This is a genomic window from Kouleothrix sp. (genome assembly GCF_046328425.1).
GTDB lineage: Bacteria > Chloroflexota > Chloroflexia > Chloroflexales > Roseiflexaceae > Kouleothrix.
Map to the genome: position 1 here is coordinate 32,198 of NZ_JAXLWP010000007.1, position 17,204 is coordinate 49,401.

At 64.1% G+C, this 17,204-nt stretch carries 14 protein-coding genes and 1 other RNA gene; 11 read left to right on the plus strand and 4 right to left on the minus strand.

Features of this window, described 5'->3' with window-relative positions; genetic code table 11:
• Nucleotides 1-95: 95 nt before the first annotated feature.
• Nucleotides 96-2,474 carry a PAS domain S-box protein gene (locus U0177_RS07505; RefSeq protein WP_409569986.1) on the minus strand — a complete coding sequence of 793 codons (2,379 nt, stop codon included), beginning with the start codon at nt 2,472-2,474 and terminating at the stop codon, nt 96-98.
• 142 nt (nt 2,475-2,616) lie between these two features.
• Here U0177_RS07505 and ssrS point away from each other — a divergent pair.
• Both ssrS and holA read left to right on the plus strand, forming a co-directional pair.
• Nucleotides 2,617-2,783: non-coding RNA, 6S RNA (ssrS, locus tag U0177_RS07510), on the plus strand.
• A 191-nt stretch (nt 2,784-2,974) separates the two neighbouring features.
• Nucleotides 2,975-3,922, plus strand: a complete 948-nt coding sequence (gene holA / locus U0177_RS07515; protein ID WP_409569987.1) for a DNA polymerase III subunit delta — start codon at nt 2,975-2,977, stop codon at nt 3,920-3,922.
• Between the two features lie 217 nt (nt 3,923-4,139).
• Here holA and rpsT read toward each other — a convergent pair whose 3' ends face one another.
• Nucleotides 4,140-4,466: a 30S ribosomal protein S20 gene (gene rpsT / locus U0177_RS07520; RefSeq protein ID WP_409569988.1), complete on the minus strand. Its 327-nt coding sequence runs from the start codon at nt 4,464-4,466 to the stop codon at nt 4,140-4,142.
• Between the two features lie 92 nt (nt 4,467-4,558).
• On the opposite strand from rpsT, the gene murJ reads away from it, so the two are divergent.
• The 7 genes from murJ (at nt 4,559) to U0177_RS07555 (ending at nt 12,867) form a co-directional block, all read left to right on the plus strand.
• Complete coding sequence (gene murJ / locus U0177_RS07525) at nt 4,559-6,187, plus strand: murein biosynthesis integral membrane protein MurJ (RefSeq protein WP_409569989.1); 1,629 nt, start codon at nt 4,559-4,561, stop codon at nt 6,185-6,187.
• A 371-nt stretch (nt 6,188-6,558) separates the two neighbouring features.
• On the plus strand, nt 6,559-7,698 hold the full coding sequence (locus tag U0177_RS07530) for an SBBP repeat-containing protein (protein WP_409569990.1): 1,140 nt from the start codon (nt 6,559-6,561) through the stop codon (nt 7,696-7,698).
• A complete protein-coding gene (locus tag U0177_RS07535) occupies nt 7,682-9,025 on the plus strand; it encodes a DNRLRE domain-containing protein (RefSeq protein WP_409569991.1) in 1,344 nt (447 codons plus the stop codon). The genes U0177_RS07530 and U0177_RS07535 overlap by 17 nt, the downstream gene beginning before the upstream one ends.
• Nucleotides 9,026-9,092: 67 nt before the next feature.
• The gene (locus U0177_RS07540) at nt 9,093-9,572 is read left to right on the plus strand and encodes a hypothetical protein (RefSeq protein ID WP_409569992.1); all 480 of its coding nucleotides are present in this window, start codon (nt 9,093-9,095) and stop codon (nt 9,570-9,572) included.
• A gap of 929 nt (nt 9,573-10,501) precedes the next feature.
• Nucleotides 10,502-11,173 (plus strand): histidine phosphatase family protein, encoded by a 672-nt coding sequence (locus U0177_RS07545; protein ID WP_409569993.1) that lies wholly within the window; start codon nt 10,502-10,504, stop codon nt 11,171-11,173.
• Between the two features lie 46 nt (nt 11,174-11,219).
• A complete protein-coding gene (locus U0177_RS07550) occupies nt 11,220-12,017 on the plus strand; it encodes an RDD family protein (RefSeq protein WP_409569994.1) in 798 nt (265 codons plus the stop codon).
• A 1-nt stretch (nt 12,018) separates the two neighbouring features.
• Nucleotides 12,019-12,867, plus strand: a complete 849-nt coding sequence (locus U0177_RS07555; RefSeq protein WP_409569995.1) for a polysaccharide deacetylase family protein — start codon at nt 12,019-12,021, stop codon at nt 12,865-12,867.
• Here U0177_RS07555 and miaA read toward each other — a convergent pair.
• On the minus strand, nt 12,864-13,790 hold the full coding sequence (gene miaA / locus U0177_RS07560; protein WP_409569996.1) for a tRNA (adenosine(37)-N6)-dimethylallyltransferase MiaA: 927 nt from the start codon (nt 13,788-13,790) through the stop codon (nt 12,864-12,866). The genes U0177_RS07555 and miaA overlap by 4 nt on opposite strands.
• 157 nt (nt 13,791-13,947) lie before the next feature.
• Entirely contained in the window at nt 13,948-14,253 is a 306-nt protein-coding gene (locus tag U0177_RS07565) for a Rieske (2Fe-2S) protein (protein WP_409569997.1), read from the minus strand.
• 161 nt (nt 14,254-14,414) lie between these two features.
• Between U0177_RS07565 and U0177_RS07570 the strand changes: the two genes are divergently transcribed.
• Complete coding sequence (locus U0177_RS07570; protein ID WP_409569998.1) at nt 14,415-14,870, plus strand: MarR family winged helix-turn-helix transcriptional regulator; 456 nt, start codon at nt 14,415-14,417, stop codon at nt 14,868-14,870.
• A gap of 154 nt (nt 14,871-15,024) precedes the next feature.
• Complete coding sequence (locus U0177_RS07575; RefSeq protein ID WP_409569999.1) at nt 15,025-17,187, plus strand: peptidoglycan DD-metalloendopeptidase family protein; 2,163 nt, start codon at nt 15,025-15,027, stop codon at nt 17,185-17,187.
• The last annotated feature ends 17 nt before the right edge of the window (nt 17,188-17,204 follow it).

Here is a 17,204-nt window from a genome sequence, read left to right on the forward strand (position 1 = left end):
CTATGGTAGCAAAGCTACCATAGACGCCCCACCAAAAGGAGATTTGGGGGCCTGCGGCCCCCAAACCCCCACGTCCAATACAGTCTATTGTAGCATCACGGCAATGCCTGGCCGGCCGGCGGCCGGTACGGCAAGATCAATCTGAAGCAGCTGCCCTGGCCGGGCGTACTTTCCACTGTGACGGTGCCGCCGTGCAGCTCGGCCAGGCGCCGCACCAGCACCAGGCCCAGCCCGGTGCCCTCGTGCTGGCGGCTCAGGCTCGAGTCGAGCTGGCTGAACGGCTGAAACAGCCGCGGCAGATCGGCCGAAGCAATGCCGATGCCGGTATCCTGCACGGCAAAGCGCACGGCCCCGGCTACGGCGTCGGCCTCGACCTCGAGGCTCACCCGGCCGCCCGGCGGTGTGAACTTCACGGCATTGCTCAGCAGGTTCACCAGCATCTGCTTCAGGCGGCGCGGGTCGGCCTCGATCATCGCAGTATGATCATTCAGCGCGAACGCCATTGTCAGCGCCTTTTTATCGGCCAGCGCTCGGACAAACAGCATGCTGGCCTGGCAGGCGTCGGCGATCCACACAGGCTCGATGTGCAGATCGAGCTGCCCGGCCTCGACCTTGGAAAGATCGAGAATGCCATTGATCAGCGCGAGCAAGTGGCGGCCGCTGGCCTCGATGCTGGCGAGCGCGGCCTGCTGGCGCTGGTTCAGCCGCCCGCGGGTTTGCTCGATCAGGCCCTCGCTGAAGGCCAGAATGGCGTTGAGCGGCGTGCGCAGCTCGTGGCTCATGTTCGCCAGGAACTCGTCTTTCAGGCGAATCGCCTGCTGCATCTGGGCATTGGCGCGCCGCAGCGTCTCTTCCGTGCGCTTGCGCTCGGTGTTGTCGAACACGGTGGTGCGGCTCATGACATAGCCGCCTGCGGCATCGTAGAGCGCGGTGGCGTTGAGCAGCGCCGGAAAGGTGCTGCCGTCTTTGCGCACGTGCTCGTACTCGACATCGCGCGCATAGCCGCAGCGTATGAACTCGGCGTACTGCTCGGGGAAGCGCGCGGCCCCCACAGGCGTCACAAAATCGGTAAACGGCCGCCCGATCACCTCGTCGCGCGCGTACCCCAGCCAGCTGAGCTCGGTCTGGTTGATCCGGATGATCCTGCCGCTCGCATCCAGCGAGTGGTAGCCACACGGCGCGTTGTCGTACAGATCTTGGACCTCGGCGGTGCGCTCGCGCACGCGCTGCTCAAGCGAGCCATTGAGCTGTTCCAGCTCGTGCTGCGCGGTTTTCAGATCGTGAATGTCGGTTGAGTTGATCAGCGCGTATATCGCGCGGTGCTGCTCGTCGTGGATGGGCTGGATGGTAGTGCGATACCAGCGCGGCCGGTTCTGTACGATGCTTTGTGCTTCGTTCACCAGCTTGCAGTCCTCGCGGATCGCGCGCTGCACATTGCCCAGCTGGTAGTCGGCAGCCGGCTTGGGGAACAGCTCGTGCATGGTGCGGCCGATCATCGCCTCGGGCACGGCGCCCAGCTGGCGCGCCGCGACGTCGTTCACATATAGAAAGCGCCCGGCATAGTCCACGGTGGCGATCACATTGTCGAGGCTCTCCATCAGGCCGCGGTACTGTTCTTCGCTGGAGTGCAGGGCGCGCTCGGCGCGTTTGCGCTCGGTGATATCGCGCGTAATGCCCACAAACCCGGCAATGCGCCCATCCGCGCCATACACCAACGACGATACCACCTCGACATCGACCCAGTGGCCGGCTTTGTGGCGCATTTTATACTCGACCGGCCGGTTCGCGCCGAACTCCGAGTCGCGCCGTGATTGGATCACGGCGTGCATGCGGGCGATGCCCTCGGCATCCAGCAGGCTAGCAACCGCCATGCCGCGCACCTCGTGCTCGGCGTAGCCCAGCACGCGCTCGGTGGCCGAGCTGGCATATACGAACCGCAGGCTCGCGTCGAGCTGCCAGACGATATCGTTCACATAGTCGGTGAGCAGCTGGTAGCGCCGCTCGCTGGCCTGCAGCAGCTGTTCGACCTGCCGGCGCTCGGTGATGTCGAGCACAGTGCCGGCGAAGCGCACGATCTGGTCGTCGGCGTTTGTTTCGGCACGGTACTCGGGGCTGAGCACGCGCGGCTGGGCACACGCAGGGTTGGTACGAAACTCGCGCTCCTCGGGCTGCTCGCCGCGCGCCATCTGCTCGAGCACCGCGAGCATGCTCGCGCGATCGTCGGGGTGCAGCAGCTCGAGGTACTCGGCGCTGCCTGGCACGCCGGCGGCAGGGTCACGGCCGAAGATCCGGTACATATGCCGCGACCACCAGCCAGCGCCGGTGCGGACATCGAAAGACCAGCTGCCAAGGTTGCCCCGGCGCTCGGCTGCCTCCAGGTTCAGCAGCGCCTCGCGCAGCTCGCGCTCGGCTTGCTGAGGCGCCGCGACATCCGCCCGCAGCGCGACATTGTTGTTGGATGCATTGTCGATCATGGCAGGTGCGAGTCTCTGTATCGAGCGGCCTGGCACAGCGGCCAACGCGCGGATCACCCTGCAGTATACCACGCTGGCGCGCGCCTCTCTGCTGCACTGCCTGCGCCGGTTTGCCGAATTCCAGCCAACGTGCTATCATCCACTCACCCTACGCTGAGCGTGGGCGGGTGTTGTTTCGAGCCAACACAGTTTCGAAGGGAGCCATGCTCCAATGTGGGATATGCGGCGGGCCGCAGACGACCACGGGCGGGCACCCACCTGCTTTTGCAGGTTCGAAACTAGCCCGTTCGCGCCAGTTGTAGGGCTTTGTATTTGCGGTACTATCCGATGTATTCGCTGTTGGCTTGATCACGTATCGATTGTGTTGCACGACGTCGCCACGTCGTGCAACACAATACGAATGCGGGGCGGCGAACCGCCCCCAAACCCCCGCCAAAGTGTACGTAATCAAGCGAATGAGGAAGCCGAAAAGCGCGAGTGCGTAACTCCTAAAGCCGATTATGCTCTACTTACTCTACGGGCCCGACGAACTCGCGCGCAGCGAGGCGCTGGCCGCGCTCAAGGCCGCCATGCCGCCCGACCTGGCCGACCTGAACATGGCCACGCTCGACGGGCGCAAGCTCAAGCTCGACACGCTGATCGCCGCGTGCGAGGCCTTCCCGTTCCTCGCCGACCGGCGCTTGGTCGTCGTAACCGACCTGCTGAAGCACCAGAAGGCTGGCAAAGAGCGCGACGAGCTACGCGCGTACCTCGAGCGCGTGCCGGCAACCTGCGACCTGGTATTCGTCGAGAGCGAGGATTTCGACAAGCGCGGCGCGGTGTTCACCTACCTGAAGAAGGCCGCCGACGCGCGCGAGTTCCTGCCGCGCGAGGGCGCCGAGCTGCTGCGCTGGCTGAACGAGCGCGCCCGTACGCTGGGCGTGGCCCTCGACGGCGCGGCGGCGCAGCGGCTGGTGAGCTTTGTCGGCAACGAGAGCCGCGCGCTGCTCAACGAGCTCGACAAGCTCGCCAGCTACGTCGGGCGCGGCGGGCGGATCGGCGCGGCCACGGTGGATCTGCTGGTGCAGGACGGCCAGGAGCAAAACCTGTTCGCGTTCATCGACGAGCTCAGCGCGCGTAGGCGCGGCGCGGCGCTGCAGAGCCTGCGGCGCCTGCTCGACGACGGCCAGGCAGCCACCTACCTGCTGTTCATGATCGCCAGGCAGGTGCGCGTCTTGCTGAGCGTGAAGGACCTCGCCGACCAGCGCATGCGCCCCGACGATATCGCCGCGCGGCTTGGCCAGAAGCCCTTCGTCGTGCGCAAGGCGATCGACCAGGCCCGCGGCTTCGCGCCCGCCGAGCTAGCCGATTTGCACGACCGCGTGCTCGATCTCGACCACGCCAGCAAGACCGGCCGGATCGACGCCGAGACCGGGCTCGAGCTGCTTGTGGTGGAGCTGTGCCGGTAGCGGCCAGAGCTAGAAACCAAAGTGCCGCGCAGCAGAACCAAAAGAACCAAGAACCATTATCGGTTCTCGGCTCTCTGTTCCTGGTTCGCTGGCGCTGATCGGGGCGAGGCTCAATACTTTTCAAATAGCCACGAAGACTCGAAGACTCGAAGAATATGGAGCCTCCGAGTCTTTGTGGTAGGCTTCCGCTGGCCTTGGTACTTGAAAGGTATTGGGGCTAAGCTTTGGCCGAGCGCTTGGTGCTGCGCGGGGCTTTGGCCGGCGTAGCGGCCGCGGCGCTGGCCAGCGCCTGGTACTTCACCAGCTTCTTGGCCAGGCGCGACTTGCGGCGCGCGGCGTTGTTCTTATGAATAATGCCCTTCACCGCAGCCTTGTCGAGCGTGCTCATGGCTGCGCGAATAGCCTCGTCGCTCGACTCACCCGAGAAGATCAGCTCCTCGGCCTTGCGGATCATGGTCTTCACGCGCGAGCGATACATCTGGTTGCGCAGGCGGCGGCGCTCGTTGGAGCGAATACGCTTCTCGGATGACTTGGTGTTCGCCAAAGTGACGATCCTCCCCTATAATGGGCGCTAGCATTCACGTAATTTCAATCACACCGGCGTGTGATTATAGCAGAAAGCACCCTACCGCGCAAATGGCTCCTCGGCTTGATTCCGCGCCGGCGCGCGCGCGCCTTGGCCCGCTGTTGAACACGCTGATCGTCGCCGCCGGCTACCTCGCAAGCCGCGTGCTTGGCCTGATCCGCGACGTGATTATCTCGGCGCAGTTTGGCACACTGCCCGCATATGGCGCCTACCGCGCCACGTTCAATGTGCTGGATCTGATCTATGTTGTCGTGGCCGGCGGCGCGCTTGGCTCGGCGTTCATCCCGGTGTTTTCGGGCATGCTCGAAGAGCAGCGCGGCGACGCGGCCTGGCGCCTGGCGAGCGGCCTGCTGAACCTGGCGCTGATCGGCCTGGTGGCGGCCTGCCTGCTGATCGGGCTGCTGGCCGAGCCGATCGTGGCCTACAGCATCGGCAGCGGCTTCGACGCGCCGCAGCGCGCGCTGACGGTGCAGCTGCTACGGCTGATGCTGGTGCAGCCGCTGCTGCTCGGCATTGGCGGGCTGGCCAAAGCCACGCTCGAATCATTCGACCGCTTCTCGCTGCCGGCGATCGGCGCGAACTTGTACAACCTGGGCATCATCGGCGGCGCACTAGTGTTAGCGCCGTGGCTGGGGATCTATGGGCTGGTGTGCGGCGTGATCGCCGGCGCGGCACTGTTTCTGCTGGTGCAGCTGCCTGGCCTGCGCCGCGTTGGCGCGCGCTACTCGCCGGGCCTGGGCCTGCGCACCCCCGAGCTGCGCCGCGTCGGCCGGCTGCTGGCGCCGCGCTTGTTTGGCCAGGCCGCGTGGCAAATCAACCTGATTGCGGTCGGCAGCTTCGCCTCGCTGTTCGGCGCCGCCGCAGTGGCGGCCAATGGCTACGCGCTCACATTGATGCTGCTGCCGCACGGCCTGATCGCGCTGAGCCTCGGCACGGTGATCTTTCCACAGCTGGCGCGCCTTCACGCCGCCGGCGACACGGCGGCGTTCCGCGATACCGCCGTCGGCGCGCTGCGCAGCGTGCTGTTTCTGGCGCTGCCGGCCGCCGCGATGCTTGCGGTGCTGGCCGCGCCAGCTGTGCGCGTGCTGTTCGAGCGCGGGCGCTTTGGCGCCGACGCCACCGCCCTCACCGCGCAGGCGCTGATGTTCTACGCGCTTGGCCTGGCGGCCTTTGCCGCCGCCGAGATCATTGTGCGCAGCTTCTACGCCATGCACGACACCCGCACCCCCGTGGTTGTCGGCAGCGCGATGGTGCTGCTGAACATCGCGCTCGGCGCCGGCTTCACGCGCGTTGGCGCCGGGCTGCCGGGGCTGGCGCTGGCCTTCAGCATCGCGAATACGGCCGAGGCGGCCACGCTGCTGCTGCTGCTCGAGCGCCGCCTGGGCCGGCTCGGCGGCGCGTTCTGGCGTGCGCTTGGCGCCATGCTGCTGGCCACGCTGGCAGCGGCCGCCGCGCTGTGGCTGGCGCGCGACCTTTCGGCGCGCTGGCTGCCGGCGATCCTGCCAAACCCCGGCTACCGCCCGCTGGCCGACTTCGTGCCGCTGGCGCTGTGGCTGGCGCTGGCTGGTATGCTTGGCGGCCTGGTGTACGGAGGTTGCGCGTGGCTGCTGGGCCTGGGCGAGGTGCGCGCACTGCGCGGCCGGCTGGCGGCCGTGCTGCGGCGCGGCCGGGGCGCGTAGTCAGGTGCTAGGCAGCATCACTATGAAATCAATGCTATCTACCTTTTGCCTTCTGCTTGCTTCTACCGGCCGTCTGCGCCCGACTACCTGAATGATGAACCATTAGCGCGCCTCAGGACTTGACAGAATCACACTAATAGTCTATTCTAGCCGCATACGACCTAACGATTTATCCGCAATCATAGGCAGTTTTGCCTACGCATGGAACCACAGGAAGGATCGTATGCAAACTCAACATACTGGTATGCCGGCGCGAGTTGCGCGCACGAGTTTAGTTTTCATTCTACTTCTACTATCTATTACCCCCCCCGCGCATTTTCCGCAGCGCAGCCACAGGTAACGGCACAAAACGTCATATCACCAGCTTCTAAGTGTTCTCAAGCAGTACGCCCAACGTTCAACAGCAAACCGCAGCACAACGCCGCAAGCTAGAATTCGCCCCGCCGCCAATTGCGTTTGTACCCAACCAGGGCCAGACCGACAAGAAAGTGCGGGTGATGGCGCGTAGCCTGGGCGGTATGCTATTCTTCACCGACGATGAGATCGTTCTGGCAATCGCCAAGACTCGTAAGAGCAAAGACCCGGCTAACGAGACCGTGCCAGATCCCAAGCCGCACCCTCGCACCGTGCTGCGCATCCGCTATGAGGGTGCGAATAAGGCGCCGCAGATAGAACCGATTGATGCCTTGCCCACACGCACCAGCTACTATATCGGCAACGATTCCAAACAATGGCAGCACAACCTGGCGAGCTATGCCGCCACGGTATACCGGCAGCTTTACCCTGGTATCGACCTACGTTTCGACGGCCCGAATGGCCAGCTCAAAAGTACTTACACCGTGGCCCCCGGCGCCGACCCGGCCGCGATTCGCTGGCGCTACCAGAGCGCCGAACCGCGTTTAGACGATGCTGGCAACCTGCTGGTTGATCTCCCCAAGACCAGTGCAGAAGTTACGTCAACCGAAAGCTTGACAGGCACGCTAACGGAGCATGCGCCGGTAGCTTGGCAGATCATTGACGGGCAGCGCCGCACTGTGCCAGTACACTTTGTGATCGAAACAAACAAGCGCGTCGGTTTCGCGGTTGGCACATACGATACAACCCAGCCGTTAGTGATCGACCCGACCTTCAGCACCTATCTGGGCGGCAGCGCCAGCGATCAGGGCAATGACATTGCGGTTGATTTACTGGGGAATGTGTTTGTTGTTGGCACCACGAGCTCGACGCAATTCCCACAATCGGGCGTCATACCGGGCAGTGGAGACCAAGGCGGCACCGATATTTTTGTGGCCAAATTCACGCCAGCCGGAACAAATTACAATGCCACCTATCTTGGTGAGAATGGAGATGATGTAGGCAACGGCATTGCGATTGATAACACTTTTGTCTTGGATGGTGGGGTCGATATCTTGGTAGTTGGTAGCACCTACTCGACCAATTTCCCAACGCAAAATGCACGCCATACAGGGCCACTAGGCGCACAAGATGCCGTGTATGACCGGCCAGGCTGAGACGATGGTGCTCGACAAAGATAGTACCGGTAAGCTATGGGTAGCCTATACCAATGCCTATAATGTCAAATACCAGATCAGCACCGATGATGGCCTCACCTGGCCCGCTGCGGCGACACTGCCATTTGCCCAGGCTGGCGGACTCAGCTATGACGATATTGCGACCGTAGTGGCCTTCGACGGCAAGATCGGCGTGCTCTGGTCAAAGCATGATCCAGATGCACCATCTCCCGGTGATAATAATGCGGCCTTCTACTTTGCCTACCATACTGATGGCGCTGCACCAGGTACCTGGTCGGCGATCGAGCAAGTGGCAGCAGGAACTTGTATCTCCGACGACCACCTGACACTCAAGGCGCCGGGCGACGGCAGCGGCAAACTGTTCGCGGCGCTCAAGTCTTCGTATGAAGATGATAACTGTGGGAATACTAATCACGCACGGAATAATGACACACAGCTCTGGCTGGCGGTACGCGCGGCCAATGGTACCTGGTCGCGGATTGAATATGGCAAGGTTGCCGACGATCATACCCGCCCCGCGCTGCTGCTCGACCCGGTCAACCGCCAGGTCCACATGTTCGCAGCTTCACCAGAGGTCACCGGCGGCACGATCTACCGCAAAACCACGAGTATGGACAATCCAAGCTTTGCCACTCAACCGGGCTTGGGGCAGCCATTCATTAGTAGCGCAACGTTTGCAGCTTTAAACAATCCTACAACCACTAAACAGACAGTCAATGGCACGACCGATTTGGTGGTGCTCGCAACCGATCAAAGTAATAGTTCGCATTTTTATATGCACAACGTTATCGACCTGCCGGGCCAGGCGCCGCCAGCGGGGGGCACAACCTACACGTTTGGCCCGGCCGCCGACACCTATGTCAGCCAGGCTAGCCCAACCAGCAATTACGCCGCCAGTACATCGTTCTCAGCGGTTGGCGGCACCAGCAGCGCCAAGCAAGCCTTCCTGCGCTTCACAATCAGCGGCCTGCCGGCCGGCGTAGTGGTGCAGAACGCCAAGCTGCGACTATATGTCACGAACGACTCGACCAGCGGCGGCAGCTTCAACACAATCACCAACACCAGCTGGGCCGAGACCATCACCTGGAACAGCAAGCCGGCGATCGACGGGCCGCTGCTGGCCACGCTTGGAGCTGTCACCATCAACCTCAGCTACGAGGTGGATGTGACCTCGGCAATTTCCGGCAACGGCAGCTATAGCTTCGCAATCACGCTGCCGAGCGCGAACACCAACACGCTGGGCTATGCCTCGCGCGAGGCGAGCGCCAGCGCCAACCGCCCACAGCTGATTGTGACCACCCAATAACACGCCGTCGCAGACGCGCCCGGTGTCCACGCGGCACCGGGCGCATCCACATCTGAAAGGGTGCATCATGCAACACTTCATCCGCAAGCATCCGGTGCGCAGTATTCTGCTCACGCTCCTGGTGGCCTATGGCCTGTGGTGGCTTTACACCGATTATGAGTTAACCGCCTATCCTCGCCGTATTGCTGCGAATCTTCCAGTTGTACCTAGTTCTATAATTATTCGACAGCGAGAGGTATCGAATACACTATGTCGTACAGGATCTGTTCTCAATTATTACGCTACAAATTTATCATGGGAAGAGGTAATTGCATTTTATCAAAACAATCTAAACAATTCTTCTTGGGAACCACGAGGAAATCTGAGCTATAAATGGAATCAGAGTGCCAATAACCAAAGACTGAATCTCTATTTCCATCATATAGATACACCTCAGGATACGATGGAGCAGGAAGCCTTGAGCAGTGGAGCAACCGGATATATACTAACTGTTGCGTATACGCAAAGCGAGATAACGGCGCGTAAAAATTGTACACCTGAAGATTAGGCGAATTCCTGTGCTGCCGAGCGCGAACACCAACACGCTGGGCTACGCCTCGCGCGAGGCGAGTGCCAGCGCCAACCGCCCACAGCTGATTGTGACCACCCAATAACACCCCGTCGCAGACGCGCCCGGTGTTCACGCGGCACCGGGCGCATCCACACCAGAAAGGGTGCATCATGCAACACGCCATTCGCAAGCATCCGGTGCGGAGTATTCTGCTCACGCTCCTGGCAGCCTATGGACTGTGGTGGCTGGGCACGGATCTAGCGCTGCGCACCTACCCACAACGTGTGGCGAATGCAATTCCACCACCACCTGGCGTGGAGCTGGTTGCTACAGATACTGGATATGTCAGAAAGTGTAGGTCTTCCGGCATGGTTCAGTATTTTACGACAAATGAACCCTGGGATAAGATAGTTGCATATTATACAGAGTATCTTCGAAAAGATTGGCAACCGCGTGGAGATGGTCTAAGCTTCTATCAGTATCGGGGGGAGTTTGAATAATTACAATTAACGATTCATCGTATCGAGATAAATTTAGATGGAAGGCCAAAAGATTCTTTCCTAAAACAAGTTGTATTTAGAGGCCCCACAGCGTATTTAGTACAAATTTCCTACGGACAAGATCTTAGAATAAGCCGAACTGTATGCAAACCAGAAGATTGACAGCACAAACAACGATGCGTAGAAGTGCGAACACCAACACGCTGGGTACGCAACTTAACCACCTTTGTGTGTAGATTTTCCGTGCGGAGCGTGGAAAATCTACACAGATACACCATCAAAGAGCGCTCTGCCAAAGGCTAAATGTACCACCTGCGTAAGTCTTAAAGATATAGAACAGGCTACGCCCGGTGTTGGCTTGCACGCTTGTCTTGCCCTGGCATGGATGCTATACTCAACCACGGTCGGCTTGAGCAAAAGAAGATCGTGAAAACAACGTTTTACCTGATTCGCCACGGCGAAACCGATTGGAACGTCACTGGCCGCTGGCAGGGCCACGCCGATGTGCCGCTGAACGAGATCGGCCGCACGCAGGCCCGCCGGCTTGCCGAGCGCATCCGCCGCGACGGCCCGCGCTTCGACGCGCTCTACAGCAGCGATCTGCAGCGCGCATGGGAGACGGCCAGCATGATTGCGGCGCCTGCGGGGCTGGCGCCGCAGCCGCTGCCGCAGCTGCGCGAGATCGACGTCGGCAGCTGGAGCGGGCTGACCGGCGCCGAGGTGCGCGCCAGCGACAGCGACGCCTACGAGCGCATTCAGTCGGGCGAAGACCTGCCGCGCGGCGGCGGTGAGCGCTTTCTCGATCTCTACGCCCGCGTAGTTGCGGCGGTGGAGCGCCTGGCCGAGGTTCACGCCGGCCAGCGCGTGGCCCTGGTGACCCACGGCGGCGCCGTGCGCGCGGTGCTGCTGCACGCCGCGCGCGACAAGCAGGGCATCAACCCTCACCGCCTGCACATCGGCAATACGGCGATCACGATCGTGTTTTGCGGCCACGCCGGCTGGGGCTTCGGCGCAATCAACGACATGGCCCACCTCGAAGCCAGCCCGCACGCCCACGACATGACCTCGGCCCCGCCCGACGACACCGAGCGGCCCTGAGCCAGCTGCGATTGGTTTGGGGTAAACCGCCTACGTACATCGAGCCATGGACGATCGCTACTTCATCGACACGCCCGAGAATATTGAGTTCGCCTACGATATCGCCGGCATCGGCTCGCGCTTTCTGGCGGCAATCGCCGATACCCTGCTGATTGGCATCGCGCAGGTTGCGATCTTTCTGCTGATCGGCCTGGTCAGCTCGGCCAGCGGCATCGCTTCCTCGCTGGGCGGGGGCGTGCTGCTGGCATTCGGCACACTGCTGGCGTTTGTGGTGCTGTGGGGCTACTACATCGTGTTTGAGCTGGTGTGGAACGGCCAAAGCCCCGGCAAGCGCCTGGTGGGCCTGCGCGTGGTGCGCGAGGGCGGCCGGCCGATCACATTTGCCGGCTCGGCGATTCGCAACCTCATCCGCATCGTCGATTTTCTGCCGGCGCTGTACGGCCTCGGCGTGGTGGTCATGTTTATCGACCGGCGTGCCCGGCGCTTAGGCGACCTGGCCGGCGGCACGCTGGTGGTGAAAGAGCGCCGCAACGTCACGCTGGCGAGCCTGACGGCGCCCAGCGCGGGGGTGCTGCCCGCGCCACGGCCAGGCGAGCCGCTGCCCGAGCCAAGCATGCCGAATATCGAGCTGCTGAACGACCGTGATTACACGCTGATCCAGGAGTTTCTGCAGCGCCGTAGCGAGCTTGGTGGCGACGCGCGCAAGCGCCTGGGCGCGCAGCTGGCCGCCGGCATGCAGGCCCGCCTGGGGCTCGAGGCAGCCGGCGACCCCGAGCGCTTCCTTCAAGACATCGCCGGCAACTACCAGCTGCTCAAGCGCCGGCAGCAGAGCCAGGAAGTGTAGCATGATCAACTTCGCGCACGTGGTTGCGATGCTCATGCTGGCGTGTTTCGCCCGGCCCACCAGCCCGCCGGCAGCCAGCCCACGGCAGCTGCACGTGCCGATCTTGATGTACCACTATATTTCGGCCAACCCCGCCTGGCCAAACGACACCGTGCGCACCAACCTGTCGGTGCCGCCGCCCGCCTTCGCCGCGCAGCTCGAATACCTGCAGCACGCCGGCTACACCACCATCTCGCTCGGCGATATGGTGAGCGCGCTGAACGGCGGCGCCACGCTGCCCGACAAACCAATTGTGCTGACGTTCGACGACGGCTACCAGGATTTCTACGATAACGCCTACCCGCTGCTAAAGCACTACGGCGACCACGCCACCATCTACATCATCAGCCACGACGTCGACCGGCCAGGCTACATGACCTGGGACGAGCTGCGCGAGCTTGCGACCTCGCCGCTGATCACGATCGGCGCGCATACGCGCACCCACCCCGACCTGAGCCGCCTCAAGGTCGTCGATAGCTGGGACGAGATGGCCGGCAGCAAGACCGACCTGGAAAATCAGCTCGGCATTGTGGTGCGCGATATCGCCTACCCGTCCGGCCGCTACAGCCCGACGGTGCTCGACCAAGCCGGCGAGATCGGCTTTGCCACCGGCGTCACCACGCGCGAGGGCCAGGACGAGACGCCCGGCGTGCTGCTGGCGCTGCCACGCATACGCGTGAACGGCTACACCTCAATCGACGACCTCATCGCCGGGCTGCAAGGCCGCCGCAGCCTGCACGCGCGCCGCTACCGGCGGCCGGCGCCGCCGCTGCTTGGCGGGATGCGCGCGCGCCTGGCGCTGGGCAACTAGCCCCCAGCCCGCCACCAGGCCAGCGCATCCGCCAGCAGTGTGGGGCTATCGGCTGGTAGCTGCGCGCCCCCCGGCAGCCGCCGAAACCAGGCGGGCTGGCGCCGCGCGAATGCGTGGGTGTCGAACTTCAGCCGCTCGATCGCCTGCTCGAGCGTGGCCTCGCCCGCCAGGTAGGCCTCGAACTCGCGGTAGCCCAGGCCCGACATCGCCGGCAGATCCCAGCCGTAGCCGCGCGCCACCAGCCCGCGTACCTCGTCTACCAGCCCCTCCTCGATCATTATGTCCACTCTATGGTCGATCCGCGCGTACAAGCTGGCTGACGGCAGGGTAAGCCAGAGCGTGCGGATATGGTAGGACGGCGGATGCTTAGCCTGCTGCTCCGAGATCGGGCGGCCGGTGACGTGGTAAACCTCCAGCGCGCGGATCACGCGCCGCACATTGCCGGGCAGGATGCCTGCCGCAGCCGCCGGATCGACCTGCGCCAGCCGGGCGTGCAGCGCCGCCGCGCCAGCTTGTTCGGCCGCGCGCTCTAGCTCGGCGCGCAGCTCGGGACGCGGCGGCACGCGCGGGATCTGCCAGCCTTCGAGCACCGCCGCGAGGTACTGGCCGGTGCCGCCCACCAGCAGCGGCAGCCGGCCGCGCGCCACAATATCGCCGATCGCCGCGTAGGCCAGCTCCTGGTACAGCGCAAGCGAAAAATCCTCATCTGGATCGACGATGTCGACCAGGTGGTGCGGCGCAGCCGCGCGCTCGGCCGCAGTCGGCTTGGCCGTGCCGATGTCCATGCCACGGTACACCTGGCGTGAGTCGGCCGACACGATCTCGCCGCCGAGCGCGCGCGCCAGCGCGATCGACAGCGCGGTTTTGCCCACTGCGGTTGGGCCGACGATCGCCAGCAGCGGCTGTGTGTCAGGTGTGCTCATAGCGTAATGATACACGATCGCCGCGCGGCCGGTGTCAACCAGAGTAAGGGCCCAGGGCTCGTGCAAAGTCGGCCCTCACCCCCCTGTGTGCGGTCTTCTGCCTGGCACACCGGAAGACCGCACACCGAGCTATGTCGGAGCAGCCGCGCCGACGCGGCTACTCGCCGTACACGTAGTTCAGTACCCCATCCTCGACGCGCGTCGGCAGCGTCATCAGGCGAGCGTCGGTGCGGGCCGGCCCTTTCAATCGCTCGCCATGCGCGCAGCCAAACTCGGCGCCGTGCCAGGCGCACACCAGCCGGTCGCCATTGCGCTGGAGCGGCCCGCCCAGATGCATGCAGACATTCGCGATCGCTTTGGGCGCACCTTCGACCTTCATCACCAGCACCTCGCGGCCAAAGAAATCAACTGTCTTGGCCCCTTCCTCGGGGATCTCGTCGACGCGGCAGAGTGGAGCTTTCATAGATGTTCCCTCGCTTGCTATGTGTATCGCATACCAATGGCCTGGTGCGCAACGCTTCAGCGCCAAGCCTTTTAGTTCAAAATTCAATAGTTGAAAATTGAACTACAATAATATAGCATAAGGTAGTTGAAATTTCAAGTACTCTCTTATATACTGCCAGCATGCAAAATATCCTAGACAACAGCGCGCTTGCGGCCTGGCGAAACTTCATCACCGCCCACGCCGCGCTGATCGAGCGGATCGACGGCGATCTGGTGGCAGCCGAGTGCGTGCCGCTGAGCTGGTATGATGTGCTCATCGAGCTGCAAGAGGCGCCCGAGCGGCGCTTGCGCATGAGTGACCTCGCGAGCCGAGTGGTGCTGAGCCGCAGCACACTGACCCACCTCGTCGAGCGGCTAGAAGACCAGGGGCTGGTGCGCCGCGAGCGCAGCGCCCACGATCGACGCGGCGCCTACGCAGTGCTGACCGACCAAGGCCACGCGGCGCTACGCCGGGCCTGGCCGATCTACGCCCAGGGGATCGCCGATCATTTTTCGCGCCATCTCAGCGCCGGCGAGGTTGCTACCATGACAGCAGCCCTTGAGCGCATCTTGGGCGCGCTGCGCGGCACGCCGTAGTGCGGTGCAGCCGTCCGGCTCGGCCTCATCGCATATGCGTGTACAAAAGGTGAACTCAATGTAATCCGATCGGCTCTATTCCCGGATTGACGCGCACTCATGCGGCGTGCTAGGATTCCTAGCAGGCTTGCACTCTATTTCCTTCGGAGCGATCGTGATCTTCCGTCCATCTCGGCTGATGCTTGGCACACTGCTGGCGCTGGTGCTGGCGCTGCCGGCTGGCGCGCGCGCCGCGCCACCGGTGGAAGACGATATCCAGGGCTTTCTCGCGGCCCAGGCTGGCCCGCTTGCGCAATACCACGACATTGGCCACAGCGCCGCCGAGATCGTCGGAGCCACCAGCGCGTACTATGGCGTCAGCCCGCGCATTCTGCTAGCGCTGCTTGAAGCCACCGGCGCGCTGCTGAGCGACCCGACCGCCCCGGCGGCGACGCTGGCGCGGCCGTTTGGCGCCGACGGCCCGGCTGGTCTGGCGGCCCAGCTCGACTGGGCCGGGCGCGAGCTGCGCGCCGGGCTCGGCCCGTACCAGCGCCCGCCGACCGTGCGCTTCACCGACGGCACCACGCTGACGCTGACGCTCGCGCAGGCGCCCGAGGGCGTGTCGGTGCAGCGCTTCCTGGCCAAAGGCCGCTCGCAAGCCGAGTGGCGCGCAGCCTTCGAGCGCTTCAAGCAGGCATTCCAGCATTTCTTCAACAACGAGCTGCCCGAGCAGCGCCAGCCGCAACCCGCCGCCACCAGCGGCTTTCTGAAGCTGCCGTGGGCGCCCGGCACGCGCGTGGTGCACCTGGCATACTTCGACCACATGTACCCAACCGTGGACACCGACCGGCCCGACAACGGGTTTGTGGTGAACTACCTCGGGCATGGCAGCGTGCAGTACGACGGCCACGACGGCAACGATTTCTACTTCCCCGACCAGCCGATCGGCACCTACATCTACGCTGCGGCCGCCGGCACGGCGCACGCCAGCACCCACCGCGGCAACGGCGTGTGGATCGAGCACCCCGGTGGCTACGTGACGGTATACTGGCACCTCGACAAATTCGCCAAAAAGTTTCGCGGCCTGGTCGACACTGGCAAGGGCGTGCCGGTGCGCGCCGGCGACCTGATCGGCAGCAGCGGCAAGACCGGATTTGTGGCCGGGACGCCGCACCTGCACTTCGAGGTACGCCACAACGGCAAGCAGGTCGACCCATACGGCTGGTACGGCGCAGGCGCCGACCCGTGCCCGCAGTACGCCGCCTGCGAGGCCAGCACCTGGCTGTGGGACGCGAGCCTGGCCGGCGAGTTCGACCTCGCGCCGCCCGATGCTGCAGCGCCGCCCGACCGCGCCCCGCCGCAGGCGCTGCTGTCAATCAGCCCGCCGGCCGACCTGCTGCTGCTGAGCCATTTCGACGGCGACCCGCTCGCGCAGATCGGCGCTGGCGGCGCGACTGTCGCCGGCGCGCCGGAGTACGTTGGCGCGAAGTTTGGCAAAGGCGTGCGCGTAGCCGGCAACGACCGGCTGGCCTTTCCCACCGCCGGCAACCTGAGCATGGCCGCAGGCACGATCGCCTTCTGGGCGCAGCTGCCCGAGCGCTACCCGAGTACCGCCAGCGCGCGCCAGTACCTGCTGGCCGCCAGCGCCCACGCCGACGAAGGGCCGGTGTACACCGGCACGCTGGCGCTACGGCGCGACCTGCTGGGGCCGGGCGGGGCGGCGCGCTGGGATTTCTGGACGACAGCCGAAAGCGGCGCGCGCGACGACCTCAGCGTGCCCGACACGCTCGCGCCGGGGCTGCACCACTTCGCGATCAGCTGGGACCGCGCGCGCCAGCTGAAGGTGCTATACCTCGACGGGCAGCGCGCCAGCGCGAGCAGCGGCGCCGAGCTGCCCGCAGATGTCGGCGCGACGCTCGACCTTGGCCGCTGGGCGCCTGGCTCGGGCGCTAGCGACGTGATATTCGACGAGCTGGCGATCTACGGCCGGGCGCTGGCCCCAGCCGAGGTCGCCAGCCTGGCGGCGCGCAGCGCACCGATCGCCGCCAGCGCCAGCACGACGAGCGAGCGCGAGCTGCGTCTGGCGATCGCCGCCAGCGACGACGGCGGCGCGATCATGGCCATGCAGCTCGGCGTCGACGGCGAGTTCGGCGACCCCGAGCCCTACGCCGGGCAGGCAGCACTACGCCTGCCAGCCGCCCCAGGCAGCTACACCGTGGCCGCGCGCCTGTTCGACCGCGCCGGCAACAGCACGGTGGTGAGCGCAACCGTGGCGCTCGCGCCACCAACCCCGCCCGCCGCCAGCGCGCACCAGATCTGGCTGCCAATCCTGCGCTAATAGAGCGCTCCTCCGCA